Here is a 25722-nt window from a genome sequence, read left to right as displayed (position 1 = left end):
CGCTATGGCAGCGGTGCGTTTCAGTATTCGGAAACGCAAACCTTATAGACGGAGCGTTGTAATTGATCCGGCGTGGCGTTGGGGTGGCGTTTGTAAACCAGATCGAGTGAGCCCATGTAGAGTCCGCGGAATTCGCGTCGCCAATCGGGCTTGACCGTTTTGAGGTTCGTTTCGAACTTTGCTTGTTCGGTTGTGTAGGGCACCCCGTCGTCCCTGTCCCGGGCCATCTCTAGCGCCATGCGGCTGATTTGCAAACAGATGCCTTCGCTGCCAGCCCATGCCCGGTTGGTCGCTACCGGTCCGCACATCAGCGCCAGCAGCAACGCTACGGAAGCGCGCGTTGCGCGCCGATGGTTTGCATGTGGTTGTGTCATTTATAGGGTGGCTACTTTTAGGGTGGCCATTATTAGGGTGTGGTCGCGATTATACGCGCCCGCCAACATCCCACGGATGACGGCAAACACATCACTCAGGAATCGCTTTGGGGCGAGGGTTCGAGAACTGCGGAAAGCTACGACCGGGTTGAGCCAAGAGGCTTTCGCCGACAAGTGCGGCTTCGTTCGTAGCTATATGGGGAAGATCGAGACGGGCAAGGCGAATCCATCCTTGGACTCGATTCAGACAATCGCCGATGCTCTCGGCGTGCCGGTCAAGACATTGTTCGAGGAAGACGGTGCGGAGGGTGCACCGTCGGTTCAAGATTAGGGGCTAGTCCGCCTTCGTGCCGCTCGATCCACGACGAACGCTATCCTTCTGACGCTTGGCGCATTCAATGGCCCGGATGCCGTCTGACGCAATGAATGGCGCGATGTCGTTTGCTTCAGTGAAGGTAAGCCCATTGATGACTGCGGCCAACTGGTCTGCATCCCGGTCCTTCGCATAACGGTTCCAGCTTTCAGTGTCTCCGCGCTGATGCCCTGCTATTTGCGCCATCACCCGTTCCGGGGTGCCTAGACGTTCGGTTGCGGTCAGGAACGTATGTCGGAACGAGTGAAACGTCTTCATTCCGTTTCGTTCGATGCCGAGCGTTCGTCCTAAGAATCGTTCATTGAACCAAGAACTGGCGGGTTTACCGTAACCTTTTACCGCATCTCTTTTGAGTTCCGGAAATAGACGGGTGTAGCCTGCTTTGCGAAGCGTCTGGACGTATTCCGGCAGCCCGAGTTCGACGAGCTTGTTATGTAGCGGGACGACGCGTAGTGCATTGATCGTCTTGAGGGATTTGTCGCTCTCGTCAACTTTGTCGGGCCCCATGAGGTTGAAATCGAGATACCACGCGCCGCCTTCCGTCTGGTGGATGTCCGATAGGTATAACTGGCAGAGTTCGTTGATTCGTCCGCCAGTAAATAGACCAAGCAAGGGCAGCCAGTAGTAGTGTGGACGCCAAGTGGTCCAACCCGTCCGGTTGAACGAACCCGCACCGGTAGCAAACCAGTCCTGCGCGAAGATCAACGACAACTCCTGCGAGGTAAATGCGTGTCGCTCGTCCTGAGCGCGCGGCGCATTGAACCGCCCATCGCCACGCTTGTAGTCGGATGCGGGGTTGAAGCGCAGCATGTGCTTGCGCTCGCCGAATGCGAGGATCTCGCTAAGGCGTCCAATGTGCCCCTTGATCGTCGCTTCCCGCTTGAGTTCAAGTCCTTCGCGTTCCGCAATGCGGATTAAGTCGTCGAGCGAGTCGGTTCCGAACCGGCGCTTGGCTAGATAGATGTCGGGAGGTAACTGCGCCAAGCGGCTGGCGTATTGGTCGATGGTCTCCAGTTCGATTTCGCCGAGTTCCGGGTCGCCCATGAGGTCGCGAAAAAGACGTGCCTCTGTTGTCATGCGCCGGGTTTGATCCTCGCCCCATGTGCGACTTCGTGCATAAAGCTCGAACAGGTCCCAGAATCGTTTCTTGCCATGTTTGGCCGTGATCGGATCGAATACGACCGGCGTTGGTTCAATGCGCGTCGGCAACCCGGTTGGGACGGCGCCAACGGTCGCTGACGGGCTTGGGACGGACAATGCAGCTATGGACGCGCTCGAAATGATCGACGGCGGTGGCAGGGTGACAGTGGGGGCAGGGCTGAGTGATGCAACCAGCCGGGCGCGAACCTTTGTGACCGCCGTTTTGTGAACGATGCAACGAGCGAGGTCGATGGCTATCGGGTCCTCAAGAAAGATGCCCGCTGCCTTGCCGTCTCGGAACACACCTTCTTGTGCCGCCCCGGCGGTGATGACCTGTTGCAGCGTGGCCCGGCCATCGAGGACGCGCACGGTTCCGGTGTGGACGGTTCGCTCGCCGTTGATCTCCACCTCGTTCCAGATGAATTCGCCGCCGAAGTCCCGGTCCAGGTCGTTGAGCACTGGCACCCGCCTGCAGGATTGCCCGTGAAGGTGCGTGAAGACATGCGCGCCATCGTTGAGCAGTTCATTCGCCAGCGATTCCGGCTGCATACCGACGGTCCGGGCAGCCTCGACAATGGGAATCATGCCCTCGCCGTCAAGCAACGGGTTTCCTGCCCGCAGTTTTTCGATGTCCAACGTCATGAAGTGCCCGCGCCAATGCGACTGAATCTGATGGGCGACGAGTTTAGCGGCTTCCCAATCCCGGAGGCGCGTGGACGCGTGAATTTCGTTCTTGCCGACTGCTGAGCGCAACCGCTTAGGGACGACGAGACGGACGACGTAGATGCCGCTGGGGCGACGATAGAGGCAGGAGGTTTGAGCCACCGTAGGAGACCACTGTAGTAGTGGTGCGGTGAAGCTCGTGAGACATGCACTTAGCTCATTGGAATCAAGGAGCTAGGTGATGTGTGGAGCGGGCGATGGGAATCGAACCCACGTCATCAGCTTGGGAAGCTGAGGTAATGGCCATTATACGACGCCCGCAGAACGCGCAATTCTACAGGGTTTGGTATGGGGATGGCAAGCGGGTGGATTCGGCGGCTGGCGTGAAAAGTGGCGCCGCTGCGGCGGTTCCCGCTGGCCTGACTGGTGGGGCACCTATTTGGCGGGACGTGTTGCGACCGTTGTTGTACGTGGGAGCCGCTTCCTGCAGGCGATCGCGCAGACTTCGTGGCGACCGCCTTTTTCATTGCGCTAGTGCTCAGTCTGGCAGTGCGGTTGGGGGCGAGTCGCTAGGCTCGTGGTCGTCACGGTCGTCATCGTCGCCGTAATCTTCGACTCCCCACGGTCCGTCGCTTACCTCCATGTCGGATGCAACTTCGGCGATCAATTCAGACGGAAAGCGGTCGCCAAATTCGGCCTCCAACTCTTCGTGCAGATCCACGCTAGGCCAAGCGAAGCCGTTTTCCGACTCTGAATCGTAAAACGCGAACTCGATCAGGCGAGTGAAGCTGCCTTCGACGTATTCACGCATCTCTGAGCGAGCGACCTCCTTGTCCAGCGACTCATAACGCTGGAAGTCTTGGACTTCAGGGGAATTAGATACTCGCGTTGCCAGATCTGAAAAGCGATTCTCCGGCATGCGGATTACATCCTTATGGAGCAGCGACCAGTTGCGGTAACCCAGCGATACGGCGATCTGATCGAGCAGGGTCGACAGCTGTACAGTTTCGAACTCATCGTCGCGCAGTCGCGTCTTTTCCCGCTTCGCGACCCGTTTCAGGAGTTCAATGAGAGTGATGCGATTCGACGGCGCGCCGTGATTTTGATGGCGTGATGACATTAGTTTATCCTCCGAGCGCACGGATTTACTTAGGTACGACCCGCAGTCCCCGGTGGCGCTCAAGGGAATAACCAGTGTCAGAAAGACGTAAGCGAGATGCATTGCTTCGCAGCGCGGGCCAGCTGGCTCTCTCGCGGGAACCGTTTTTTACTATGGCAGAAACGTCTGTTCGTGTCAAGAGCAGAGGTGGAGCAACCGGCGGTTCCTGCTGCTCGTATCCAAGCGGGAGCCGCACGGGGGAGTGTGGTAGCGGCGCAGGCAGTGATGAATTGCGGCTTGGGATCGGGCCAAAGCAAGACCCAGCCAGTGGCGGAACGTTGTGCCGCAGCCTTTCTTAGCGGATCGAATGGGAATTGGGTGGCACAGCAAGGGCTGGATGGGCATACTAATTGGCGAGTAACAAAAAAGGGCTAGCCCATGCCGCTCGACTACAAGCAATACCAGGAAGAAGTCACCGCTGATGTCGCGAAGGTTCTCGCAGATGCCGAGTGCCAACCAATCCTGTTCGTCGGATCCGGATTCTCAAAGCGGTACGCAGGTGGGCCGAATTGGGAGGAATTGCTGACGGTCCTGGCAAAGAAGTGCCCGCAGATCGACAAAGATTTTGCCTACTACAAGCAAACCTATAACGGCGATTTCAAAAAGATCGGCTCGGTCTTCACCGACCTTTATCGCGAGTGGGCATGGGGTAAGGGCAAACACGAATTTCCTGCAGATTACTTCAGCGCGAGTGCGCCGGCCGACATTTTCATAAAACACGCGATTGCGGAGTCGGTCAGCGGGCTTGGCCCGAACGCGAAGGGGTCGTACGGCTCGCCGGAGCTCGACGCCGAAATAGAGGCGTTGAAGAACATCAGTGCGCACGCGATCATCACGACCAACTACGATGAGGTGATTGAGCCGCTGTTCCCGGAATACGAGACGGTCATTGGACAGCAGATCATGAGGAAGGGCTACCTCGCGATCGGCGAGATTTTCAAGATCCACGGCTGTCGGACGATACCGCAGTCGCTCGTTGTAAATGAAGCCGATTATCAGCGGTTTGACGAAGATCACAAGTACCTCAGCGCAAAGCTGCTGACATACTTTATCGAACACCCCCTTATCTTCGTCGGTTATCGCGCGGACGATCCGAACATCAAGGCGATCCTGTATGACGTATACCGCATGGTGCGTGCCACGACGACGGACGTCGTCCCAAATATCTACATCCTGCAGTGGGATGACACAATCAATGAGGCGTCGAATCCTGCTCGCGAATACGTGATTTCGGTCGCACCGGACATCAACATTCGGATTAAAAGCATTACGGCGAACTCTTTCGAGTGGGTGTTCAGAGCGTTTGGGCAAGCGGGAAACCTGGAGAAAATCAACACGAAGCTCCTGCGGGCCCTGATGGCTCGCTCGGTCGAACTAATCCGTTCAGATATTCCAAAGAGGCACGTAGAGATCAACTTCGAGCAGTTGGAGCATGCCGTAGAGTCGGGCGAGAGCTTCGCGAAGCTGTTCGGCGTCACATCGCTCGCCGACCCATCAAAGGTCAATCTCGACTATAAGTATGCTGCGACAGGGGTTGGCCAGCAGCTCGGCTACGACACGTGGCACGAGGTGAGGAAGATCATCAACCACATCAAAGAAGAGAAGGGGTTTGATATTACCGCGACGGATAATAAGTACCACATCGCGCTGAAGCTCGGCCACAAATCCCAGCAACTGACGCACCGCTATACGGACGCAGCCGTTGACCTCTTTCGTAAAGTCATTGGCGGAGAGCCGTACGAGCTTGACACCAGTGTTGTTGATGTCGACAAGTCTGCTTTCGCTGCGGCGGCAAAGAGCGCCTCCTAGATCACCGAACGTGTGGTGTCGGACCTCGAGCAAGCGAAACACTTCAAGTCGAAGGGGACAGAGGATGTCGTGGGAAGAGGGCGAACCTGTTGCGCGATCTTGCCCGTGCGGCAATGGCCACTATCTGGTGATTACGCGATCCGACGATTGGAATCGCGTTGACGAGCGATGGGAAATGCAATGCGCGTCGTGCGCTATAACGCACGGGCTGTATGCGTACGATTCCAATTGGAAGGGCGTGGCCGTTACCCGGCTCGGCTGGTTGCCGCGAGTGCTCCTGCTAGAACTGTCGCGCAAATATGAGGAAATGCAACGCGCCAAGAAAGAGATAACGTCCTACGCTATCGCTGAATATGGAGAGGTTTGGGTCAAACATTTTTCCGACCAGTCAAAGAAAAGCATCTGGCAGGAACTCACGGACGGCGGGACGTGCTATCCAAGCTTGGCAACTTTCTACTCCCATGTTCGACAATCCGGCTTAACAAATGTGCTGGAGCAGTATTTCGACTACGGCTATCTACAGACGGTGATACGTGTGCTGGAGCTAACGGGAAGCGACCTGCACTCACGCCTTAACCGAGTTGAAGAACTAGAACGGCAGTTCGAAGAACATCGTCGTCACGCTCGTCAATGCACCGTCGTCTAACGGCGATGTAAACCGACGCCTGACAGATTGCACGAGGTCCGTACGGTCCACGTCGTGATCGTATCAAACAGTCAAAGAGGCACGAAGCATAGGATAAGCAGCCAACAGTGATAGCCGATCGGAGTGTGTCGATGCTCATGTTTCGGCAGCCTGTTGTGTCGCTCGGTGTGCCCGAGGGATGGTGACGTTATGAACTCCATCCGACACTCCGACGAATTCTCACCGCTGACCATCGAACAGATTCACGAGCTGTCTATGGCAGTGCGCGAAACCTTTGATGGCAAGCTTTCGCGTGCAGCATTCACCGCAAGTCTACTGTTGCTCATCGAGGACGTTCCCGGGTTCGACGTGGGCGAGATTTCGACTTCTCTGATCGACGAAGCATGGGTTGCCTACATTCAAAGCGCGTCGCCGTCAAAGTAGTCCGAGTCGATCCTCTTGATCTGATAGCTGCTCGCGGTCGAAACCCCGACATCATGGTCTACCATGAGCTGAACGAGCAACTCGCCATCTACAAGGATGATCTTCGACGTGATCGCGCTTGCGTATTCCTTGGCTTCGCGAGTAAAGGTGGAAGTGGTGATGAATACCCCTTTGTTAGCGCGCTGCCCTTGCAGTGCTCCCGCGAATTTCTGGATTTCGGGACGGCCAACTGAACCTTCCCATTTCTTGGCTTGCACGTAGACGACGTCCAAGCCTAGCTTATCCTCCTTGATAGTGCCGTCGATACCACCGTCGCCGCTTTTGCCGATGACACTTCCGGCATCTTGACGAGATCCGCCGTATCCCATCGCAACCAGCAAGTCGATTACCAGCCGTTCAAAGAATGCCGGTGTTGAGTCCTTTATCTGCTCAAGCAATTCGGCTTCAAGGTTCCCCCGCAGTCGTTGATATGCTTGTGCGAACAACTCTTCAGGCGTGGAATCGACAGGTGGTGGGGAAACTTTGGTCGACAGGATCTTGCTTTGACCACTCGGGGAGTCGTCGACCTTCTTTTGTCGGAACGCTGCAAATTCGGGGAATTGATCGAGAACTGTATTGTCGATCTTTGCCGGGTGTTGTGCGAGTAGGGCCAGGCCGCGGCCGGTGATGTTGAAAAAGCCTCGTTTCTTCGATTCAACTAGTCCGGCTTGTTTCAGATATGTTCGCGCCCATCCCACCCGGTTGTCGAACAACGGAGCGGTTCCGCTGGGGAGGAGCGTCTTTCGATCATCGTCAGTTAACTGAAATTTGCCAGCCAAAGTTTCTACAACGTCTCGAAACCGGTGTTCTTGTTGGTCGGCTGCTAGTTCAAGTACCGGCAGCATGAGAGATTGATAACCGGGAATGGGCATGAAAGTATGATGTCGGCTGGTGATTGGCCGATGATACCAAGGCTGGTATTTCTTGCGTTGTCCCCGACGAGGATGCTTGGCCCTGAGCATGTCGGCAAGCTGCTGGACGAAATTCACCACGAGTTCCCGCTCGCCGCCGCCGTGCCCGTTGTGGTTGCCCGCTTGCCGTTACCCTCAAGTGTGATCTGCTGGGGCGTATCCATGTGGGCACTCGTGTAGCGACTTCGGATGATACGCCCGTGAGGAGATATTGACGACGCATCGAGGCAGGATGGCTCTTATCGAGTCATCCTGCCGAAAATTATCACAGTACGTTATTTCCCCTTCGAGCCTTTCTGCGGCTTTTTAGGCTGACCGGGGTTACGGTGAGGGACGGTATTTTTTATCTCGGCAACCTTGCTTTCGAGAGTTTCGATAGCATTTCTAGCGCCGTCTTTCTGTCCTTGGGCGTACACGGCCTCTAAAACTTGAGAGAGTCGAACGCCATGATACATGGTCATATCTTCCGTGATTTCCTCCATAGCTTTCGCTACGCGAGGTGATGCATAGACGGGAACGTTCTTATCACCAATCGGGATGAGATTTTTTTGATTTCGTGCTTTTCCAGGTGCCTTGGCAGGCGTGGCGGTAGCGGTTTTTTTCAATGCCGGAGTTTTTTTGGTCGCCATATAAATCAATGCAAAGATTGTTAGGGTGTGGTGTGAAATGCCCGGGTGCGCGTGTGGCCAAGAATATTTCAGGGCGGCATTGAACCTACTCTTGCAGATATTTCATGTCAATACAAGCGAATATTGAGCGCCAGCGGATCGTCGTCACGGTCGCATGCCTGTAGAGTCCCGCGATGGTCGCCGTCGTGTCGATCGTGGTTGTTCGGTCGCCGTTGCCCTGAAGGGTAGTCTGCTGGACCCTGGACGCACTTTCAACGAATGGGGTGCGATCATGGTCGATCAGAAGCAAGGTGCAACGAGCAAGGACGAGAAAGTTGGCAAGTCGGTTGCTCCTGACCAGAAGCAGGATGCGGCCTCGAACTCGACAGGGAACGATACCGCAGCGAAGGCGGCACAGGCGACGGCGGCGGCGCCGACGAAGATGGAACTAGCGACCGAAATCTACAAGCGGATGCGGACCGTCAAGGATGTGACCCGGAAGGACATCATCGAAAAGTTCATCGCCGAGGTGAAACTGACGAAGGCCGGTGCGAGCACCTACTATCAGATGATCAAGGATAAGCACGAGCCGCAGGGTAAGAGGTGATGCACTTCCGGCAGCAAAAAGAAGCGGGCTCCCTTGGGAGCCCGAGTCGTTTCGTTGTTGATCAGTCGAAGTTGAAACTCAACTGACCGGGTGCGGACCGCCAGTGCGAGCACACATGTTCCAGATGGCCGAAGCGAATCCGGGTGTAGTTACGCACGAAGACGGTCTTTGCCTGCTCGTGAGCGAGGTTGGGCATAAACCCCTCCATGTAAGGAGGTTGAAAGCGATTCTTGCCCTCAGCTCCCTTGTCGCGTAGACTACAAGGGTTATCTAGCCGATAACTGTGGGTGACAGAGGCACGCTCGAACGCGCTGTCTTCTGCTCACTGGCGCCCCCAACGTTTTGATCTCCTGGCCGAGATTGAGGTGTTGGGGGCGTTGTTTTTTCCGGCCCGGCTACTGCGAGCTATGTAACCGGGGCCGAGTCAGCGTCTCATCTATTGGGCATCCCTTGCCTACGTTCAGCGGGTCTAGTTGGTAGCAATGGTCTCTGCGCCGCCCCCATTGTCATGGGTAGCCAATCTACCCATGATGCATGATTGCACACTTCTCTGGCTAACGCAAATTTATTCCCCGCTAACCTGTAAAAACATTTCCCCTTATCTGCGTCGCTTTCTTGACGCGGTTGGTCGGTTCGGTTATTTTGAGGGGTTACTGGAGAGGTGTCATTATGGCTAAGGCTCGAAGCCCTAACTACCCGGCGTTAAGTTTGCGCAAGTCGCTGGAGTTCGCGGGGAAGGTTTACGCGAAGAATCACACGCACAAGGCGGAGCCGATTGTGGTGGCTCAAGCGATGGGTTATTCGGGGTTGAATGGGAAGTCGTTGTCGGCTATCTCGGCATTGAAGAAGTTTGGCCTTTTGGAGGATGTCGACAAGCAATTGCGGATTGCGCGATCTGCATTGACGATCCTTGTCGAGCCCAGCACGTCTGCCGAGAGAGCGGAAACGCTGGTCGAAGCGGCGTTCCTGCCTGATCTCTTCGCGGAACTGCGTGCGGAATACGGAGATGTTGCGCCCAGTGATGAACTTCTCCGCTCATACCTGCTGCGGCGCGGCTTCTTGCTTGCAACCGTAGATTTGCCTATCCGTGCTTACCGTGAAACGTTGGAGATGGTGGCCGAGGTGAGGGAGCTGTGCAGGGGGGATGTCGGAAAGACCAATCTAGATTCCTCAATGTCAGACGACGTGGGGGCGGTAGGATCGACAGCGGTCAAACCAAACATCGAGGTTGGCGATCTCGTGCAGTGGGAGGTAAATGGTTCTCCGCAGTTCGAGAGGTCGCGAACGGTGAGGGCGCTTCGTGCGTTGGACGGACAGAGCTGGGTATTTGTAGAGGGTAGGGAATCGGGGTTGCCGCTTCAAGAGGTAATCTTGGAGCGGAAGAAAGTCACGGATCTTGGGCTGGACCGTACTAGCCCGCCAATGATGCCGGATTTCGGGCGTAGTCTTCAGGTCGGAGAAGGCGAGCGGGAATGGCTTCGTGGGCCGCTCTCGAAAGATGTGAGCTATCGACTCCTTGTATCCGGTGATATGGGAGCGAAAGAAATTGGCAAGCTCATTAAGTTGTTAACCGCGCAAAAATCCGTGCTTGAGGATAGCGACGACGATTAACAGATGCCTGCGTCAAGGGCGCTGGCCGCTTGGCGCACCAATGTTATGTGGTGGCCTGTACTCGCAGCTTATTGAGATTATCGCTGGCGTGAAAACTGGCATCGCAGTGAATCCCGCATGAACAGCGGTTCTTCGTGGAGCCGGGGGAAATTATGACGTGAGAACGCGCGTGATCAGTGGTTCTAATTAACGCGCAGTGGTTTGGGAAGCTGAGGTAATGGCCATTATACGACGCCCGCAGAACGCGTAGTTCTACAAGGTTTGGCGACGACGTGGCAAGTGAGGTCGTTCGGGGGCCGGCAAACGGCTTTGCGTACCCCGCCGGGGACTATCTCGGTGCGGCGTCTGCGCGAGCAGAGCGACCGTGACGTGAGGCGGTTCCTCGGCACCCGGGCTGGACGAAACACGCCGGCGGCGTACCTCTACCAGCCGATGTCGAAAATGGACGAGTCGGTGTCGGACGCATACAAGCCCGGGCAAGGCTTTCGAACTAACGTGACAGGTCTCTTACACGATCGTCAGTCTGGAGCCGACATGTCCGATTTCATCACCGTTCTGCGCAAAACCTGCCCGACGCCTGTCCTTGATGCGACCAAGTGGAAGCGCATCGGCGGCGATCCGCACACCGTGAACCTCAACGCGTACGTCTCGAAAGACGGCAGCAAGATCATGGGCACCTGGATCTGCACGCCGGGCAAGTTCGAGGTGAACTACGAGAAGTGGGAGTACTGCCACTTCCTCGATGGGTACTGCATCATCACGCCGGAAGGGGAGGAGTCGGTGCACCTGAAGGCCGGCGACGTGTTCGTGATCGAACCCGGCATGAAAGGGACGTGGGAAGTGGTGGAGACGGTGCGCAAGTACTTCGTCTTCGCCTGAGCGGGCGGTCGATTCGACCCGGCCCACGCATACCGTCATCGCCCTGCATCCTCGCGGCTCACCGAGCCGCGAGGAGCAAACGAGGACTCCGGCTCAATCAATGAATGCCGATCCGGTCCGGAAATAGCGCGCCGAGCGTGGCAAAAGGCTCGGCGCGTTCTGCTATTCGGCTGCAAGCCGTGACGAATGCGACGCGCGGTTGTCCGGCGATTACGCGACGACGGTCGCCGCCGGTCCTGCACGCTGTCACGCAAACCCCTAAGATGCAGCGATCCGCCCATCGATTCCGCTGCAGCGCATGAACCATCCGCCTGCGCCGGACGCCTCTCCGGAGCCCGACCATGCGCATCACCGCCATCCACGAGCGCGCGATTCCCGTGTCGCGTTATGCCGATCCCGCGATTCCGTCCGGTGGCCTGACGACGAGCGCCGTCGCGGTCGTGACCGACGTCGTGCGCGACGGCCGCCCGGTGACGGGCTACGGCTACGCATCGATCGGCCGCTTCGCGCAGGGCGGTTTGATCCGGGAACGGTTCGCGCCGCGCCTGCTGGCCGCCGCCGATACCCTCGCCGACGACACCGGCACGATCCTCGACCCGTTCCGTGCATGGCGCGCGATGATGGCCGGCGAAAAGCCCGGCGGCCACGGCGAACGTTGCGTCGCGGTCGGCACGCTCGACATGGCGATCTGGGACGCCGCCGCGAAAATTGCCGACCTGCCGCTCAGTCGTTTTCTCGCCGACCGGCTCGAACGCACGGCGGCAACCCGCGTGCACGTGTATGCCGGCGGCGGCTACCGCTATCCGCATGACGATCTCGCGCGCCTGTCGGACGAGATGCGTCGTTTCGCCGATCTCGGCTACACGCATGCGAAGATCAAGATCGGCGGCGCGGATCTCGACCAGGATCGACGCCGCATCGAGGTCGCCGCCGCGCACCTCGCGGGCAGTTCGCATCTCGCGGTCGACGCGATGAATACGTATGACGCCACGACGGTCGGCGCGGCCGCCGAGATGCTCGCACCGTTCGATCTCTGGTGGTTCGAGGACGTGTGCGACCCGCTCGACCTGCCGCTTCAGGCGGACCTCGCCGCACGATACGCCCCGCCGATCGCGGCCGGCGAAGCGCTGTTCTCGCTCGCGGAAGCGAAGCTGCTCGAGCGCTATGGCGGTTTGCGCCGCGATCGCGACGTGCTCGTGTTCGATCCCGTGCACGGCTACGGGCTGCCGGGCTATCTGCAGATCGTCGATCACTTCGTGTCGCGCGGCTGGCGGCGCGATGCGTTCTGGCCGCACGGCGGCCATCTGTTCTCGCTGCACGTCGTCGCGGCGCTCGGTCTCGGCGGCGCGGAAGTCAGCCCGTTCGCGTTCCATCCGTTCAGCGGATTGGCCGACGGCGAAACCGTCGACGCCGGATACGCACGCGTGCCGCAGGCGCCCGGTATCGGTTTCGAACTGCATGCCAACGCGCACGATACATTCCGCGCGATCCCGGTATCCGGTCGCTGAAACCTAAAGCGCATCGATCGCGAACCGAATCGCGAAGCCGAGCATCATCACCGCGACGAAGCCGTCGAGCACACGCCACGCGAGCGTGCGAGCGAACCAGGCACGGCACGCGCGTGCGCCATAGGCAAGCATCAGGAACCAGACGAGCGAAGCGGTCATCGCACCGATCGCGAACGGCGCGCGTGCGGACGGCGCATGACTCACGATCACGGTGCCGAGCAGCAGCACGGTATCGATCCACGCATACGGATTGAGCAGCGAAACGGCGGCGGTGGCGAGCACCGTGCTCGACCGCGTGGGTTCGGTGGCCGAGCGTGGACCCGTGACGTGTTCCGGCTGTCGTCGCCGGATCGCCGAGCGCAACGCGAGCAGGCCGTAACCGGCCAGATACGCGATGCCGGCCCACAGCGCGGCCGACACGACGCCGGGATGGCGCGACAGCAACGAAGACAACCCGCGCGCGCCGAGCGCGATCAGCAACGCGTCGCTGCCTGCGCAGACGAGGGCGATGGAGAGCAGGTGAGGGCTCGAGAGCGAGCGCTTGATGACGAAGGCGTCCTTGGGGCCGACCGACGTGAACAGGCCGGCGCCAAGCAACAGGCCTTCGAGGAAGGCAGAGGTGTCGAGCACGAGCGGGCCGACAACCTCTTAAGCTGAACCGGTGATGGTTACGATGTGAGCAACGTTAAGGGGTGCCTGGGGGCGTTGTCAATGCCGCGCCGGGCGCCTGCGTGTCGATCACCGCGCTGCTGCATCGCCGAGGTTGAGCGCGACGAGCGCGCAGACGGTCAGCGCGAGGCCGGCGAGCTTCAGCGACGACACCCACTCGTCGACGCAGACGATGCCGATCACGGCGGTGGCCGCGGTGCTGGCGGCGGCCCAGCTCGCGTACGCGAGCCCCAGTTCGAGCCGCTTCGTCGCGAGCGCCATCAGCGATACGGCGCAGGCATAGCAGACGATCGTGAGCGCGGACGGCAGCGGGCGGGAAAAACCGACCGAAAATTTCAGGCCGACGGAGCCGAGCACTTCGGTGAGAACACTGACGCCTAGCAGAAACCAGGCAGACTGGGACGGGGACACGAACGGCCTCCTTCCCCCGACGCTTATACCGAGCGGCGAGGAGAAGCGGAGGTGTCAGCGGTCCCCCCATGAAAGGAGCTTGGTACGCGCGATGGAGCCGCACTAAGCAAGCGCGGCACGGCTCACGTGCGATCGCTGCGATCGTTATTGCCGGCCGCCCACTCCGGCCGCTGCCCGAGCGTGTCGAACAGCCGGACGATCTCGCCCTTGACCTTCTGCACCGCGTTGCTGACGAGCGCCGTATCGTGCCAGCACAGCGACAGGTCGCGCGCGAACAGCCGGTGCGCGACCGTCGACAGCTTGAGCTTGCGTTCCTCGATCTCGACGTGCGCGGCCGTCCACGGCAGGATCGTCACGCCGAGCTGCGCCATCACGGCCGCGAACAGCAGCCCGGTCGAACTCGCCTCGAAGCTGATCTCGTACGACAGCCCGGCCTCGCGCATTGCCCAGTCGACGCGGTTGCGGATCGTGTTCGGCGCGCTCGGCAGCACGAGCGGCATCCGCGCGATCGCGTCGAGCGGCACTGGATCGTCCGGCACCTGGAATTCGGGCCACGTGATCAGGTACAGCGTCTCCGTCAGCAGCCGGTGGACCGCGATGCCGCGCGTGTCGACCGCATCGACGACGATCGCGAGATCGAGCCGCGCGCGTTCGAGCAGCGTGTCGAGATCGGCGCTCGGCGCCTCGATCAGCTCCAGCATGATGCCCGGGTAGCGGTCGCGCACCGCGCGGGCGAGCGGAATGGCCAGCACGCGCGCGGTGCTCGACGGCATGCCGACCGTCACGCGGCCCTGCGGCGTGTCGGCGTCGCGGCGCAGCAGCTCGCGCGTGCCGTCGGCCTGGCGCAGCAGGTCGAGCGCGTGCTGGTACAGCGTGCGGCCGGCGGCGGTCGGCGCGACGCCGCGCACGCTCCGCTCGAGCAGCTGCATCCCGAGATCCTGTTCGAGATTGCGCATCTGCTGGCTCACCGCCGGCTGTGCGACGTGCAGCGCCTCGCTCGCATGCGTGACGTTGCCACATTCGACGACCTTCACGAAATAGCGCAACTGTCTCAAGTCCATCGCCGCCGTCTCCCGATTCGAGTCATAAGCCAATCCGATCGAGCAAGATGAATATCATATTTTTCCGCGATCGATCGGGTTTCTATACTCGTCTCACAAAAGAGCCCGACTGCCGGCCATTCCGGACCGGACGCGGCGAACGTGCCGGCCCTGCCGGCAAGGAGACGAAGATGTTCAAGGCGATCGACGCGCCGGCGGCCGGCGCGAAGCCGCGGCGCACGCCGCTCACGCGCGAGCAGGTGAAGGGCTTCTGGGCCGTCTACGCGGGCTGGGTGCTCGACGGCGTGGATTCGGTGATCTACGCGCTCGTGCTGATTCCCGCGCTGACCGAACTGCTGCCGGCGTCCGGCATCGCGGCGACGCCCGCGAATCTGGGGATGTACGGGTCGATCCTGTTCGCGCTGTTCCTGATCGGTTGGGGGCTGTCGTTCGTCTGGGGGCCGCTCGCCGACCGCTTCGGCCGCGTGCGCACGCTCGCCGCGAGCATCCTGATCTACTCGGTGTTCACCGGCGCGGCCGCGTTCGTGCACGACGTATGGGCGCTGGCCGCGTGCCGGCTGATCGCCGGGATCGGCGTCGGCGGCGAGTGGGCGCTCGCGGGCACCTACGTGGCCGAGAGCTGGCCGGAAGACCGCCGCAAGATGGGCGCCGGTTACCTGCAGACGGGCTACTACTTCGGCTTCTTCATCGCCGCCTGCCTGAACTACACGATCGGCGCGACCTACGGCTGGCGCGCGATGTTCCTGTGCGGTCTGGCGCCCGCGCTGCTCGCGGTGTTCACGGTGATGCGCGTGAAGGAGCCCGGGCAGTGGCGTCGGCACGACGCGCGCGACGGCGACGTGGCCGACGCGCGGCGCGCGCACCCGCTGCGCGAGATCTTCGCGCCGGCGTTCCTGCGCCGCACGCTGACGAGCGCGAGCCTCGTCGGCGTCGCGATCGTCGGGCTGTGGGCCGGTTCCGTCTACGAGGCGAGCGCGGTCAGCACGCTGGCGGCGCGCGCGGGCATCGATCACGTCGGCGCGCTGCGGCTCGCGTCCGTCGGTGCGGCGATCCTGTCGTGCGCGACGATCGCCGGCTGCCTGGTCGCACCGTGGCTGTCGGAGCGGCTCGGCCGACGCACCGCGCTCGGCGTGTATTTCGCGGGAATGGCGGCCTCGATCGTGTTCGCGTTCGGCTGGGCGTTCTACCAGCCGAACGGGCTGGCGGCGTTCATGGTGTCGCTCGCGTTCCTCGGCTTCTTCGGCGGCAATTTCGCGATCTTCTCGCTGTGGCTGCCCGAGCAGTACCCGACGCGCGTGCGCGCCACCGCGTTCGCGTTCAACGCGTCGGTCGGCCGCTTCATCGGCGCGGGCGTGAACTTCCTGCTCGGCGCCGCGATTCACGGCTACGGGTCGCTCGGCGTGCCCGTCGCGTGGACGGCGGCCGCGTTCGGACTCGGCATCCTGATCCTGCCGTTCGCGGTCGAAACGCGGCATCAGACGCTGCCCGAATGAGCGCCACACGCGCGTCGTTCGCCTCCACGCCACACCCAGTCATCAATATCAGGAGTCCGGAATGCAGGCATTGAAGGGAATCAAGGTCGTCGATCTGAGTCGCGCGCTGTCGGGGCCGTTCTGCTCGATGGTGCTCGCCGATCTCGGCGCCGACGTGATCAAGGTCGAGTCGGGGCCGCACGGCGACATGAGCCGCGCATGGGGGCCGTTCGATCGCGGCGTGAGCACGTACTACCTGTCCTGCAACCGCAACAAGCGCGGTATCTGCGTGGACTTCCGGCAGCCGGCGGGCCTCGACGTCGTGCGGCGGCTGATCGCGCAGGCCGACGTCGTGATCGAGAATTTCAAGGCCGGCACGATGGATGCGATGGGGCTCGGCTACGCGGCGCTGAGCGCGCATGATCCGCGGCTCGTGATGGGCAGCGTCACCGCGTTCGGCCCGCGCGGCCCGCTGCGCGACTGGCCGGGCTTCGACCAGATCGCGCAGGGTTACGCCGGGCTGATGAGCCTCACCGGGTTCGCGGACGGCGAGCCGACCCGCACGGGTACCGCGATCGGCGATCTCAGCTCGGGAATGTGGGTCGCGACCGGCGTGATGGCCGCACTGTTCGAGCGCGAGCGCACCGGTCGCGGCCAGCATGTCGGCACGTCGCTGCTCGAAAGCCTCGTTGCGCTGCTGAGCGTGCACGGGCAACGCTACCTGAGTCTCGGCGACGTGCCGCGCCGCACCGGCAATGCGCATGCGGTGATCGCGCCGTACGGCGTGTTCGAGACGGCCGACGGGCCGCTCAACCTCGCGCCGATCACGACCGACATGTGGCTGCGGCTGTGCCAGTTGCTGGAGCTGCCCGAGCTGCCGGACGATCCGCGCTTCGCGACCAACGATGCACGCGTCGCGCATCGCGACGAACTCAAGGTGTTGCTCGAAAGCCGGCTGCGCACGCGCGGCAAGCGCGAATGGACGCGGCGTTTCGTCGAAGCCGGGTTGCCGGCCGGGCCGATCAACACGCTCGACGAAGTGTTCGACGATCCGCAGCTCGCGCATTGCGGGCTGGTCGAGCCGGTTGCTCATCCGACGCTCGGCACGCTGCGCCAGGTCGTCACGCCGCTCGGCGGGATGGGCGACGACCTGCCCGCGCCGCGCACGCGCCACGCGCCGCCGCTGCTCGGCGAGCATACGGTCGACGTGCTGCGCGAAGCGGGCTACGGCGACGACGCGATCGACCAACTGCTGGCCGGGCGTGCGATCTTCCAGGCGGAAGCCGTGGCGGAGGCCGTGCAATGACCGCCATGACGAAACACGACAGCGCGTCGACCGTGACGGTCGACATGGTCGGCGAGCGGATCGCGCGCGTGCGGTTCGCGAATCCGGCGCGGCGGCATGCGCTCGACGCACCGTTGCTCGATGCGCTGGTCGCGCACCTCGATGCGCTCGCCGGGCATCGTCCGCCGCCCGTCGTGATCCTGTCGAATGACGGCAGCGGCGACGTGTGGAGCGCGGGGCACGACCTGCGCGAACTGGCCGACGATCGCGATCCGCTCGCCTACGGCAAGCCGCTCGAACGCGCGCTGCGGCGCGTGCGGACCTATCCGGGCGCGGTGGTCGCGGCGGTCGCCGGGTCGGCGTGGGGCGGGGCCGTCGATCTCGTGATGAGCTGCGACCTCGTCGTCGCGGCGCGCGACGCGCGTTTCGCGATGACGCCGGCGAACCTCGGCCTGCCGTACTCGACGAGCGGCCTGCTGCGTTTTTACGACAACCTGCCGATTCACGTGCTGAAGGAAATGTTCTTCTGCGCGCAGCCGCTCGATGCGGCGCGCGCCGCGCATCACGGGCTCGTGAACCGGCTGGCCGAAGCCGGTGGTGTCGACGACGCGGCGCTCGACGTCGCGCGCACGATTGCCGCGAAGGCGCCGCTTGCCGTGCATGCGGTGAAGGAGCAGTTGCGCGTGCTGCAGGACGCGCGGCCGCTGCCTGCCGACGCATTCGAACGGATTGCCGAGTTGCGCCGGCAAGCGTGCGAAGGCGCCGACTTCGACGAAGGGCTGCGTGCGTTTGGCGAGCGCCGAGCGCCGCGGTTTCGCGGCGTCTAGGCGGGTTCGGTCGCGCTGCGGCGGTGCGCTACATGCCGCCGAGCGCGTGCACGCCGACGAGCAGCAACGCGCCGAGCGCGATCAGCAGCAGGGCGTGAATGCGCGTGTAGATCACGCACAGCGTCGACGCCACCGCGATCGCGCGCGCGGCCCAGCCGCCGTCGAGCGCCTGCAGCAGCACCCAGACCGATGCGAGGATCATGCCGGCCGCGACCGGGCGCAGGCCGGCTTCGAGCGCGATCTGCCAGCGCTTGCCCTGGTGCCGCCGCCACAGATGCGCGACGCCGTAGATCAGGAACGCGGTCGGGCCGAACAGCGCGAGCGTCGCGATCACCGCGCCCCAGAAGCCCGCGACCTGCCAGCCGATCAGCGTCGCCAGCAGCGAGCCGGGGCCCGGCGCCATCCGCGCGATCGCGAAGTCGTTCACGAATTGCGTGGCGGTCATCCAGTGATGCACGTCGACGACCTGCCGCTGGATGTCGGCGATGATCGCCTGCCCGCCGCCGATCGTCGCGATCGACAACGGCGCGAATACGCCGAACAGGGCCGCATAACGGGGCGACACGGTCATCGCGTATCGTTCCCGGCCGGTGCCGCGGCCGCGCGGCGGTATTCGAGCGCGACGCTCAGCGTGCCGCCGATCAGCACGGTCCACACGAGCGGCCAGTGCAGCACCGCAACCGACACGAACGTGAGCGCCGTTACCGCGAACGGCAGTGCGCGACGCGGCAGCCGCCGCACGGCGGTGACGGCCATCGAGATCGACAGTCCGATCGCCGCGGCTGCGGCGCCTGCGAGCGCGACATGCGTGAGCGGGAAGCGCGTGAGGGTCGAGAACGCGACGCCGAACAGCACGATCAGCACGGCCGGCGGCGCGATGATGCCGGTGAAGCCGGCCACCGCGCCGCGCCATCCGGCGAGGCGGTAGCCGATCCAGATCGCGAGGTTCTTCACGTTGACGCCCGGCAACGCCTGCGACAGCGCGAGGCCGTTGAGGAACGCCTCTTCGTCGAGCCAGCGCCGCTCGTGGACGAAGTCGCGCATCATCCGCCCGCTCAGTCCGCCGCCGAAGCTGGTCAGGCCGATCTGCGTGAACGCGACGAACAGCGCGAGGAGGCCGGGCGGCGGTGCGTCGCCTGCGGGCGGCGCCGGGGAAGTCGTGGCGGTGGACGGGGGCATCGGGCGGGTAGCGCGTGGCGATCGGACGATCGCCCATGTTACAAGCGGCGCCTGTCAGCAGGCTGACATGGGCCCGGCGCCGGTGCGACGGCATCCGCAACGATCCGACGCGCTACGCGCGCACGACCGTCACGCCAGCCGCCTCGATCGGTTTCGTCAGCGCGGTGTCGGTTTCTTGCTCGACGACGACCGTCTGCGCCAGCGTGATCTCGCCGATCACGAACTGCGACGCCGCGCGCAATTTCGACTGCGACGCGAGCACGACGGTCTCGGCCGCGCGTTCCGCCAGCGCGCGCTTGATCGCCGCTTCCTCGAAATCGCCGGTGCTCAGCCCCGCGACCGGATGAACGCCCGTGACGCCCATGAAGTACAGGTCCGCGTGGACGCGTGCGATGCCTTCCATCGCCGCCGCGCCGACCGCGACGATCGAATGCTTGTAGAGCCGGCCGCCGATCAGGATCACGTCGATCGACGGATGCGCGGCCAGCGCGACCGCGACGCTCGGGCTGTGCGTGACGATCGTCGCGCACAGGTCGGCCGGCAACTGGCCGACGAGCAGCGCGGAGGTCGTGCCGCCGTCGATGATCGCGACCTGGCCCGGCGCGATCATCTCCGCGGCCCGCCGCGCGATGCGCCGCTTTTCCGCCGTCTCGAGCGCCTCGCGCTGCGCGAACGGCGCGACGGCCGGCGACGCCGGCAGCGCGCCGCCATGCACGCGCTGCAGCAGGCCTTCGGCCGCGAGCTCGCGCAGGTCGCGGCGCACCGTGTCTTCGGACACGCCGAATTGCGCGCTCAGCTCGACGGCCAGCACCTGGCCGTCGCGCGCGAGCGCATCGAGGATCGCCTTCTTGCGTTGGGTCGTCAGCATCGTGATTGCACGAAAATTCTTGAAATTGCACGAAACTGCACGTTACCATGGGCGCCGTCTTTTGTCGAACGGGAGGCTGCAATGGCTGCAACGCATGACCGGGTGCGCATCGTCGATACGACGGTGCTGTCCGATGACTGGTATGTGCTCAGGAAGGTGACCTTCGATTTCCGGCGCCGCGACGGAACGTGGCAGCGCCTGAGCCGCGAGACCTACGATCGCGGCAACGGCGCGACGATCCTGCTGCGCCATGCCGGCACGGGCGACGTGCTGCTGACGCGGCAGTTCCGGATGCCGGCGTTCGTGAGCGGCCACGACGGCATGCTGCTCGAAGCGGCGGCCGGCCTGCTCGACGATGAAACACCCGAAGCGCGCATCCGCGCGGAGGCCGAGGAGGAGACCGGCTATCGCGTGCGCGGCGTGCGCAAGGTGTTCGAGGCGTTCATGAGCCCCGGCTCCGTGACGGAGAAGCTGCATTTCTTCGTCGGCGAATACGATGCGTCGCTGCGCACCGGCGACGGCGGCGGCGTCGCGGAGGAGGGCGAGGATCTCGAAGTCGTCGAGATGCCGCTGCAGGCGGCGCTGGACGCGGTCGAGCGCGGCGAGATCGTCGACGCGAAGACGATCATGCTGCTGCAGTACGTCGCGCTGCGGGAAACCGCCGGCGCGCGCGCCGCATGACGCCGCGGCTCGTGCTGGTCGCCGGCCCCTACCGCAGCGGCACCGACGGCGACCCCGCGCGCATCGCCGCGAACCTGCACCGGCTGGAGACGGCGGCGCTCGCCGTGTATCGCCGCGGGCATGTGCCGATGATCGGCGAGTGGGTATCGCTGCCGCTCGCGGTCGCGGCCGGGTCGCGGCAGGTCGGCGACGCGATCAGCGAGACGTTCCTGTATCCGGCCGCGCACCGGCTGCTGCGACGTTGCGATGCGGTGCTGCGGATCGACGGCGCATCGCGCGGAGCGGACATGGATGTCGGCCTTGCACGGCAGCTCGGCAAGCCGGTCTATTTCTCGGCCGACGCGATTCCGGTCGCGCAGGACGATTCGGATCGCTAAGCGGGCAGCGCGGCGCCGGGCCGACGGTTCGCGGGCGGCCTCGCCGTAGCGGCTGCTGTCCGCATGGGGGCGGCCGGACGAGCGTGGCATCGCGCCGCTGTATCGCGCTGGCGTCGCGACGCTCGAACGGGCGTATGATCGCGTCGCCACCCGCGCAACGTTCGACGTTACCGCCTCCCCATCATGCCGTTCTCCGATTCCGTTGATTCCGCCGCCGCGCAACTGCCCGCCGATCTCGTCGCCGCCGCCGTCGATGCGCTCGCACGCGCCGACGCGTTGCTCGTGACGGCCGGCGCGGGTATCGGCGTCGATTCGGGGCTGCCCGATTTTCGTGGCACGGACGGCTTCTGGCGCGCATATCCGGCGCTGCGTCACGCGCGTCTCGAATTCCACGAGATCGCGTCGCCGCACGCATTTCGCGCGCGTGCGCCGCTCGCGTGGGGATTCTACGGGCACCGTCTCGCGCTCTATCGCGCGACGGTGCCGCATGCGGGCTTCGCGATCCTGCGCCGCTGGATCGACGCGATGCCGAACGGCGGCTTCGTGCTGACGAGCAACGTCGACGGCCAGTTCCAGAAAGCCGGCTTCGATCCGGCGCGCATCGTCGAGATTCACGGGTCTATTCACGCGATGCAGTGCCTGCGGCCGTGCACGGACGATACGTGGGAGGCGGCGCCGTTCGTGCCGGATGTCGACGAGGCGACATGCCGCCTGATCGGCGACATGCCGGGCTGTCCGCATTGCGGCGGCCTCGCGCGGCCGAACATCCTGATGTTCGGCGATACCGGCTGGCTCGGTGCGCGCTACGACGCGCAGGAACGCGCGCTGGAAGACTGGATCGCGCAGGCCGGGCGCGTCGCCGTGGTCGAGATCGGCGCGGGCACCGCGATTCCGACCGTGCGGCTGCTGAGCGAACGGCTCGGTGCGGACGTGATCCGCATCAACGCGCGCGAAGCGCAGGCGCGCCGTTCCGACGTGATCGGGCTGGAAGGCGGTGCGCTTGCGACGTTGACCACGCTCGATCGCGCGTGGCGCGGCGGCTGAGCACCTCGCCACGGGCCGAGCGGCGCCGATCGCGCCGTTACGGCCGGGCGACGAGCCCCTGCACGAGGGCCGGCGCGACGGGCGAACCGAGGCCGGTGACGTAGTCGTAGCCGCCGGCCGCGCTGCAGACGCTGCCGCAAGTGCCGTTGGACCCGGTCGTCACGTCGTGAAAGGCGCTGCCGTACGCGTTCTTGCCGACCGTATAAAGCGCATCGTAGGTGCCGCTCAACGACCGCTTGCCGGCCGCCATACGCAGCGAATTCGCGATCGCGACGAGCGCCGACCATTGCGGTGCGCCCGCGCTCGTGCCGCCGACCTGGAACCAGCCGGCCTGCCCCTGATAGGCGACCGAGTCGTACACCGCGAAGCCGCTGGACGGATTCGCGTCGTAGCTGACGTCGGGCACGCCGCGCTTGCCGGCCACCGGAATCGGCCATGCCGTCTGGCCGGCCGGCTCGGCCTCGGTGGTGCTCACGCCGCCGCCGCTGCCGCTCCACGCCGCTTCGCCGACGTAGTTGCCGGCGCTGTCGGACGACAGCGTCGTGCCGCCGACCGACACCACGTACGGCGACGCGGCCGGGTATTCGGTCCCGGTGCCGCTGTCGCCGGACGACGCGACGAACGTGACGCCCGCGACGCTGAAGTGGCCGTCGAAGCCGGTCTCGCTGCTGAACTCGTTGCCGCCGAAACTCATCGATACGACCGACGCTCCGCGCTTGACGGCCACGTCGACCGCGGCCAGGAGGTCGCTGAAGCTGGCCGACGCGGCCTCGACGAGCATGATCTTCGCCTTCGGCGCGATCGCATGCACCCATTCGACGTCGAGCGAGATCTCGAGCGCCCAGCCCGAATCGGTCTTCGGCCGTGCGCCATGCGCGTACACCTTGGTGAAACAGCCGTTCGACGACGTGCAGGCCGGCAGCGAGAACGCGTTGCTGAACACGCCGAGGTCCGACTCGATCTTCGGATCGTCGTATGCGTCGACGATCGCGACGACCATCCCGTCGCCCTGGTTCGCGATCGAGTCGAACCCGTATGCGTGCCGCGTGAGCGCGGGCGTGAGGCCCGCGATCGTGGCCGTGCTCGCGCGCTGCTTCGTGTGGAACGGCGGCCGCGCGAATCCTTTCGGCGCGCGGTTGCCTTCGACGTAGGACTGCGGCCCGTTGCCGTCGGCGAGCACGCCGCCCGATGCGAGCAGCGACGCGCACAGCGCCGGAATCAACATGGATGACAGGCGGATCTTGTTCATTTCTCGAGTCTCCATGTCGATGGAGTGGCGTGGCGAAACAATTTTACGAAATCGACGGAATCAATTGAATCGAATATCGGCCGGATGCGGGAATGCCTGATGAGGGTAAATCCGTGGAATGCCCGTATAAGCAGACATTTGCCGGGTCGACGGGGGAAATGAATTGTCTTTTTGTCTTTTAAAAATCCGATAAATAATCATCGTATTAAAACGAATTTGTCATGACGGATTGAATTGTTCGGAAATATCGATTACGTCGCGCTGGCGAAAATAACGGAAGGCCTCGAACAGCCGCGACACGATCGGGCGCGTACCGGCTCGCCTGCCGGCATTGCCGCCGTCGCGCGATTCCGCATACAGTTCAGCGTGGGCCGTGTCCGCCGCGCGGCGTCGTCAGTGAGGAGTGGCCTTGTTCTATTCGATCGTCGCGATCTTCGTCGGCGCCGGGCTCGGCGCGCTGCTGCGCTGGTTCCTGAGCCTCGCGCTCAACGCACTCTTTCCGGCCGTGCCGCTCGGCACGCTCGCGTCGAACCTGATCGGCGGCTACGTGATCGGCGTGGCCGCCGTCGTGTTCACGGCGCGCGTCGGGCTGCCGCCCGAGTGGCGGCTGTTCGTGATCACGGGTTTCCTCGGCGGCCTCACGACGTTCTCGACCTATTCGGTCGAAGTGATGACGCATGCGCTCGAGGGCGAATTCGGATGGGCATTGGCGGTGGCTGCCCTACACTTGACTGGATCGTTCGCGCTGACGGCGCTCGGCATGTGGACCGCGCGCGCGTGGCTTGCGGCGGCCTGAGCCGGCCGCCATCGGAGGGTGCGATGGACCGCGTCTTCTTGCGCTTTTACGTGCACGAGCAGCACCGGCTGCACTGGAAACCGCTGTGGGAATGGCTGCTGGAGGAGGCGAACCGGATGGGCGTCGCGGGCGGGTCCGCGTTTCGCGCGATGGCCGGCTTCGGCCAGCATCGCGTGCTGCACGAGGACCGCTTCTTCGAACTGCAAGGTTCGCTCGCGATCGAGGTCGAATTCATCGTCACCGAGGACGAGGCGCAGCGGTTGCTCGAGCGGCTGTCGCACGAGAAAGTACGCGTGTGCTACGCGATGATGCCGGCGCGCTTCGGCGTGATCGACACGCTCGGCGCACCGCCGGCGCAGGGGCCGGCGGCGTAGGGTGGCGTCGACTCAGATACCGAACATCGTCAGCGACACGGCGGCGCGCGTGACGATCATCAGCAGCACCTGCACGATCACGAACAACAGGATCGGCGACAGGTCGATGCCGCCGAGGTTCGGGATCACGCGGCGCAGCGGGTTCAGGAACGGCGCGGTGAGCTGGTAGAGGATCGGCATCGCCGGCGAGCGCGGGTTGAGCCACGACAGCAGCGCCATCAGGATCGTCATCCAGATCACGAGATTGAGCGCCCACTTCACGACGGTGAGCAGCGCGACCACGACGAGCGTCGCGATCACCGCGGCCGGATCGAAGCCGGCCATCACGACCATCAGCACGACGTAGACGAGCGCGGTGAGCAGCGCGGCGACGACGCTGGCCCAGTCGATGCCGCGCACGCCGGCGATCACGCGGCGCAGCGGCAGTACGAGCCAGTTGGTCGCCTGCAGCACGGCCTGCGTGACGGGGTTGTACGGCGGCACGCGGACGGCCTGCATCCAGACGCGCAGGATCAGCGCGGCGCCGAACAGCGTGAAGACGGTATTGAGCAGAAAACGGGCGATCTCGCCGAACATCGTTGGCATCCTTTTTATACAGTCAGTAGCGTGCGGCCGCCAACGCCGGTTGGCGGCGCATCGGCCGACACCTTATCACGCCTCGTCGCGCGACGGGGAGGGG

General features: G+C 63.4%; 30 protein-coding genes and 1 tRNA gene. 16 read left to right on the top strand and 15 right to left on the bottom strand.

Annotated features, from left to right (window positions below; translation table 11 throughout):
* Positions 1-20: 20 nt before the first annotated feature.
* Positions 21-374 (bottom strand): hypothetical protein, encoded by a 354-nt coding sequence (locus G3N62_RS06145; RefSeq protein WP_206141203.1) that lies wholly within the window; start codon positions 372-374, stop codon positions 21-23.
* Here G3N62_RS06145 and G3N62_RS36395 point away from each other — a divergent pair.
* Positions 259-705: a helix-turn-helix transcriptional regulator gene (locus tag G3N62_RS36395; protein WP_307871475.1), complete on the top strand. Its 447-nt coding sequence runs from the start codon at positions 259-261 to the stop codon at positions 703-705. The genes G3N62_RS06145 and G3N62_RS36395 overlap by 116 nt on opposite strands.
* Positions 706-708: 3 nt before the next feature.
* Here G3N62_RS36395 and G3N62_RS36390 read toward each other — a convergent pair whose 3' ends face one another.
* The 3 genes from G3N62_RS36390 to G3N62_RS06125 all read right to left on the bottom strand — a co-directional run bounded on the left by G3N62_RS36390 (position 709) and on the right by G3N62_RS06125 (position 3670).
* Complete coding sequence (locus tag G3N62_RS36390; RefSeq protein ID WP_206141202.1) at positions 709-2712, bottom strand: site-specific integrase; 2004 nt, start codon at positions 2710-2712, stop codon at positions 709-711.
* Positions 2713-2796: 84 nt separating this feature from the next.
* A tRNA-Gly gene (locus G3N62_RS06130) sits at positions 2797-2871 on the bottom strand.
* Positions 2872-3088: 217 nt separating this feature from the next.
* Positions 3089-3670 (bottom strand): hypothetical protein, encoded by a 582-nt coding sequence (locus G3N62_RS06125; protein WP_124669228.1) that lies wholly within the window; start codon positions 3668-3670, stop codon positions 3089-3091.
* Between the two features lie 417 nt (positions 3671-4087).
* Here G3N62_RS06125 and G3N62_RS06120 point away from each other — a divergent pair, with 417 nt between their 5' ends.
* The 3 genes from G3N62_RS06120 (at position 4088) to G3N62_RS06110 (ending at position 6587) form a co-directional block, all read left to right on the top strand.
* Positions 4088-5518: an SIR2 family protein gene (locus G3N62_RS06120; RefSeq protein WP_124669227.1), complete on the top strand. Its 1431-nt coding sequence runs from the start codon at positions 4088-4090 to the stop codon at positions 5516-5518.
* Positions 5519-5582: 64 nt separating this feature from the next.
* Positions 5583-6164 (top strand): hypothetical protein, encoded by a 582-nt coding sequence (locus G3N62_RS06115; RefSeq protein WP_124669226.1) that lies wholly within the window; start codon positions 5583-5585, stop codon positions 6162-6164.
* Between the two features lie 189 nt (positions 6165-6353).
* Positions 6354-6587 (top strand): hypothetical protein, encoded by a 234-nt coding sequence (locus tag G3N62_RS06110; RefSeq protein WP_124669225.1) that lies wholly within the window; start codon positions 6354-6356, stop codon positions 6585-6587.
* Here G3N62_RS06110 and G3N62_RS06105 read toward each other — a convergent pair.
* Positions 6563-7615 carry a restriction endonuclease gene (locus tag G3N62_RS06105; protein ID WP_260449309.1) on the bottom strand — a complete coding sequence of 351 codons (1053 nt, stop codon included), beginning with the start codon at positions 7613-7615 and terminating at the stop codon, positions 6563-6565. The genes G3N62_RS06110 and G3N62_RS06105 overlap by 25 nt on opposite strands.
* Before the next feature lie 197 nt (positions 7616-7812).
* Positions 7813-8166: a hypothetical protein gene (locus G3N62_RS06095; protein ID WP_124669224.1), complete on the bottom strand. Its 354-nt coding sequence runs from the start codon at positions 8164-8166 to the stop codon at positions 7813-7815.
* Between the two features lie 271 nt (positions 8167-8437).
* Between G3N62_RS06095 and G3N62_RS06090 the strand changes: the two genes are divergently transcribed.
* Positions 8438-8752, top strand: coding sequence for a hypothetical protein (locus G3N62_RS06090; protein WP_124669297.1), 315 nt, complete (start codon positions 8438-8440; stop codon positions 8750-8752).
* Between the two features lie 61 nt (positions 8753-8813).
* Here the strand turns inward: G3N62_RS06090 and G3N62_RS36255 are convergent, their stop codons facing one another.
* Positions 8814-8948 carry a hypothetical protein gene (locus G3N62_RS36255; protein WP_260404680.1) on the bottom strand — a complete coding sequence of 45 codons (135 nt, stop codon included), beginning with the start codon at positions 8946-8948 and terminating at the stop codon, positions 8814-8816.
* A gap of 512 nt (positions 8949-9460) precedes the next feature.
* Here G3N62_RS36255 and G3N62_RS06080 point away from each other — a divergent pair.
* From G3N62_RS06080 to G3N62_RS06070, 3 genes are all read left to right on the top strand, one after another.
* Positions 9461-10363, top strand: coding sequence for a hypothetical protein (locus G3N62_RS06080; RefSeq protein ID WP_148094409.1), 903 nt, complete (start codon positions 9461-9463; stop codon positions 10361-10363).
* Positions 10364-10897: 534 nt separating this feature from the next.
* Positions 10898-11242, top strand: coding sequence for a cupin domain-containing protein (locus tag G3N62_RS06075; RefSeq protein WP_034187308.1), 345 nt, complete (start codon positions 10898-10900; stop codon positions 11240-11242).
* A gap of 341 nt (positions 11243-11583) precedes the next feature.
* A complete protein-coding gene (locus G3N62_RS06070; protein WP_124669222.1) occupies positions 11584-12750 on the top strand; it encodes a mandelate racemase/muconate lactonizing enzyme family protein in 1167 nt (388 codons plus the stop codon).
* Positions 12751-12753: 3 nt separating this feature from the next.
* Here G3N62_RS06070 and G3N62_RS06065 read toward each other — a convergent pair whose 3' ends face one another.
* The 3 genes from G3N62_RS06065 to G3N62_RS06055 form a co-directional block, all read right to left on the bottom strand.
* Positions 12754-13380: a LysE family transporter gene (locus tag G3N62_RS06065; protein ID WP_034187310.1), complete on the bottom strand. Its 627-nt coding sequence runs from the start codon at positions 13378-13380 to the stop codon at positions 12754-12756.
* Between the two features lie 108 nt (positions 13381-13488).
* Positions 13489-13830: an SMR family transporter gene (locus tag G3N62_RS06060; protein ID WP_124669221.1), complete on the bottom strand. Its 342-nt coding sequence runs from the start codon at positions 13828-13830 to the stop codon at positions 13489-13491.
* 122 nt (positions 13831-13952) lie between these two features.
* On the bottom strand, positions 13953-14891 hold the full coding sequence (locus G3N62_RS06055; RefSeq protein WP_034187311.1) for a LysR substrate-binding domain-containing protein: 939 nt from the start codon (positions 14889-14891) through the stop codon (positions 13953-13955).
* Between the two features lie 170 nt (positions 14892-15061).
* Here G3N62_RS06055 and G3N62_RS06050 point away from each other — a divergent pair, with 170 nt between their 5' ends.
* The 3 genes from G3N62_RS06050 to scpB all read left to right on the top strand — a co-directional run bounded on the left by G3N62_RS06050 (position 15062) and on the right by scpB (position 18475).
* Positions 15062-16384, top strand: a complete 1323-nt coding sequence (locus G3N62_RS06050; protein ID WP_124607808.1) for an MFS transporter — start codon at positions 15062-15064, stop codon at positions 16382-16384.
* A 61-nt stretch (positions 16385-16445) separates the two neighbouring features.
* Positions 16446-17669, top strand: coding sequence for a CaiB/BaiF CoA-transferase family protein (locus G3N62_RS06045; protein WP_124669220.1), 1224 nt, complete (start codon positions 16446-16448; stop codon positions 17667-17669).
* On the top strand, positions 17666-18475 hold the full coding sequence (gene scpB / locus G3N62_RS06040; RefSeq protein WP_034187314.1) for a methylmalonyl-CoA decarboxylase: 810 nt from the start codon (positions 17666-17668) through the stop codon (positions 18473-18475). Before G3N62_RS06045 ends, scpB begins: the two co-directional genes overlap by 4 nt.
* Before the next feature lie 28 nt (positions 18476-18503).
* Here scpB and G3N62_RS06035 read toward each other — a convergent pair whose 3' ends face one another.
* The 3 genes from G3N62_RS06035 to G3N62_RS06025 form a co-directional block, all read right to left on the bottom strand.
* On the bottom strand, positions 18504-19046 hold the full coding sequence (locus tag G3N62_RS06035; RefSeq protein ID WP_034187315.1) for a chromate transporter: 543 nt from the start codon (positions 19044-19046) through the stop codon (positions 18504-18506).
* Positions 19043-19654 carry a chromate transporter gene (locus G3N62_RS06030; protein ID WP_069706099.1) on the bottom strand — a complete coding sequence of 204 codons (612 nt, stop codon included), beginning with the start codon at positions 19652-19654 and terminating at the stop codon, positions 19043-19045. Before G3N62_RS06030 ends, G3N62_RS06035 begins: the two co-directional genes overlap by 4 nt.
* Before the next feature lie 112 nt (positions 19655-19766).
* The gene (locus G3N62_RS06025) at positions 19767-20522 is read right to left on the bottom strand and encodes a DeoR/GlpR family DNA-binding transcription regulator (protein ID WP_124669219.1); all 756 of its coding nucleotides are present in this window, start codon (positions 20520-20522) and stop codon (positions 19767-19769) included.
* Positions 20523-20603: 81 nt separating this feature from the next.
* Between G3N62_RS06025 and G3N62_RS06020 the strand changes: the two genes are divergently transcribed.
* From G3N62_RS06020 to G3N62_RS06010, 3 genes are all read left to right on the top strand, one after another.
* Positions 20604-21203, top strand: a complete 600-nt coding sequence (locus tag G3N62_RS06020) for an NUDIX domain-containing protein (RefSeq protein ID WP_034187318.1) — start codon at positions 20604-20606, stop codon at positions 21201-21203.
* Complete coding sequence (locus G3N62_RS06015; protein ID WP_059557169.1) at positions 21200-21580, top strand: hypothetical protein; 381 nt, start codon at positions 21200-21202, stop codon at positions 21578-21580. The genes G3N62_RS06020 and G3N62_RS06015 overlap by 4 nt, the downstream gene beginning before the upstream one ends.
* Positions 21581-21763: 183 nt before the next feature.
* A complete protein-coding gene (locus tag G3N62_RS06010; RefSeq protein ID WP_049031360.1) occupies positions 21764-22624 on the top strand; it encodes a Sir2 family NAD-dependent protein deacetylase in 861 nt (286 codons plus the stop codon).
* Positions 22625-22661: 37 nt separating this feature from the next.
* Here G3N62_RS06010 and G3N62_RS06005 read toward each other — a convergent pair whose 3' ends face one another.
* Positions 22662-23873, bottom strand: a complete 1212-nt coding sequence (locus G3N62_RS06005) for a S53 family peptidase (protein WP_124669218.1) — start codon at positions 23871-23873, stop codon at positions 22662-22664.
* 409 nt (positions 23874-24282) lie between these two features.
* Between G3N62_RS06005 and crcB the strand changes: the two genes are divergently transcribed.
* Both crcB and G3N62_RS05995 read left to right on the top strand, forming a co-directional pair.
* Positions 24283-24669: a fluoride efflux transporter CrcB gene (gene crcB, locus G3N62_RS06000; RefSeq protein ID WP_034187322.1), complete on the top strand. Its 387-nt coding sequence runs from the start codon at positions 24283-24285 to the stop codon at positions 24667-24669.
* A gap of 23 nt (positions 24670-24692) precedes the next feature.
* Positions 24693-25043 (top strand): DUF190 domain-containing protein, encoded by a 351-nt coding sequence (locus tag G3N62_RS05995; protein WP_034187323.1) that lies wholly within the window; start codon positions 24693-24695, stop codon positions 25041-25043.
* A 12-nt stretch (positions 25044-25055) separates the two neighbouring features.
* Here G3N62_RS05995 and G3N62_RS05990 read toward each other — a convergent pair whose 3' ends face one another.
* Entirely contained in the window at positions 25056-25619 is a 564-nt protein-coding gene (locus tag G3N62_RS05990; protein ID WP_006488584.1) for a YggT family protein, read from the bottom strand.
* Positions 25620-25722: the final 103 nt, after the last annotated feature.

The sequence above is a fragment of the Burkholderia sp. Tr-20355 genome (assembly GCF_017104685.1).
GTDB classification, from domain to species: Bacteria; Pseudomonadota; Gammaproteobacteria; order Burkholderiales; family Burkholderiaceae; genus Burkholderia; species Burkholderia seminalis.
Note: the sequence above shows the minus strand (reverse complement) of the source record. Positions and strands in the feature narration are given on the sequence as shown.

Bases quoted from the DNA above. Each gene is read 5' to 3' on its own strand.
- G3N62_RS36395 (WP_307871475.1), top strand. From the start codon at position 259: ATGCCTTCGCTGCCAGCCCATGCCCGGTTGGTCGCTACCGGTCCGCAC.
- G3N62_RS06145 (WP_206141203.1), bottom strand. From the start codon at position 374: ATGACACAACCACATGCAAACCATCGGCGCGCAACGCGCGCTTCCGTA.
- G3N62_RS06125 (WP_124669228.1), bottom strand. From the start codon at position 3,670: ATGTCATCACGCCATCAAAATCACGGCGCGCCGTCGAATCGCATCACT.
- G3N62_RS06120 (WP_124669227.1), top strand. From the start codon at position 4,088: ATGCCGCTCGACTACAAGCAATACCAGGAAGAAGTCACCGCTGATGTC.
- G3N62_RS06115 (WP_124669226.1), top strand. From the start codon at position 5,583: ATGTCGTGGGAAGAGGGCGAACCTGTTGCGCGATCTTGCCCGTGCGGC.
- G3N62_RS06110 (WP_124669225.1), top strand. From the start codon at position 6,354: ATGAACTCCATCCGACACTCCGACGAATTCTCACCGCTGACCATCGAA.
- G3N62_RS06095 (WP_124669224.1), bottom strand. From the start codon at position 8,166: ATGGCGACCAAAAAAACTCCGGCATTGAAAAAAACCGCTACCGCCACG.
- G3N62_RS06090 (WP_124669297.1), top strand. From the start codon at position 8,438: ATGGTCGATCAGAAGCAAGGTGCAACGAGCAAGGACGAGAAAGTTGGC.
- G3N62_RS36255 (WP_260404680.1), bottom strand. From the start codon at position 8,948: ATGCCCAACCTCGCTCACGAGCAGGCAAAGACCGTCTTCGTGCGTAAC.
- G3N62_RS06075 (WP_034187308.1), top strand. From the start codon at position 10,898: ATGTCCGATTTCATCACCGTTCTGCGCAAAACCTGCCCGACGCCTGTC.
- G3N62_RS06070 (WP_124669222.1), top strand. From the start codon at position 11,584: ATGCGCATCACCGCCATCCACGAGCGCGCGATTCCCGTGTCGCGTTAT.
- G3N62_RS06055 (WP_034187311.1), bottom strand. From the start codon at position 14,891: ATGGACTTGAGACAGTTGCGCTATTTCGTGAAGGTCGTCGAATGTGGC.
- G3N62_RS06050 (WP_124607808.1), top strand. From the start codon at position 15,062: ATGTTCAAGGCGATCGACGCGCCGGCGGCCGGCGCGAAGCCGCGGCGC.
- G3N62_RS06045 (WP_124669220.1), top strand. From the start codon at position 16,446: ATGCAGGCATTGAAGGGAATCAAGGTCGTCGATCTGAGTCGCGCGCTG.
- scpB (WP_034187314.1), top strand. From the start codon at position 17,666: ATGACCGCCATGACGAAACACGACAGCGCGTCGACCGTGACGGTCGAC.
- G3N62_RS06035 (WP_034187315.1), bottom strand. From the start codon at position 19,046: ATGACCGTGTCGCCCCGTTATGCGGCCCTGTTCGGCGTATTCGCGCCG.
- G3N62_RS06030 (WP_069706099.1), bottom strand. From the start codon at position 19,654: ATGCCCCCGTCCACCGCCACGACTTCCCCGGCGCCGCCCGCAGGCGAC.
- G3N62_RS06025 (WP_124669219.1), bottom strand. From the start codon at position 20,522: ATGCTGACGACCCAACGCAAGAAGGCGATCCTCGATGCGCTCGCGCGC.
- G3N62_RS06020 (WP_034187318.1), top strand. From the start codon at position 20,604: ATGGCTGCAACGCATGACCGGGTGCGCATCGTCGATACGACGGTGCTG.
- G3N62_RS06015 (WP_059557169.1), top strand. From the start codon at position 21,200: ATGACGCCGCGGCTCGTGCTGGTCGCCGGCCCCTACCGCAGCGGCACC.
- G3N62_RS06010 (WP_049031360.1), top strand. From the start codon at position 21,764: ATGCCGTTCTCCGATTCCGTTGATTCCGCCGCCGCGCAACTGCCCGCC.
- G3N62_RS06005 (WP_124669218.1), bottom strand. From the start codon at position 23,873: ATGAACAAGATCCGCCTGTCATCCATGTTGATTCCGGCGCTGTGCGCG.
- G3N62_RS05995 (WP_034187323.1), top strand. From the start codon at position 24,693: ATGGACCGCGTCTTCTTGCGCTTTTACGTGCACGAGCAGCACCGGCTG.
- G3N62_RS05990 (WP_006488584.1), bottom strand. From the start codon at position 25,619: ATGTTCGGCGAGATCGCCCGTTTTCTGCTCAATACCGTCTTCACGCTG.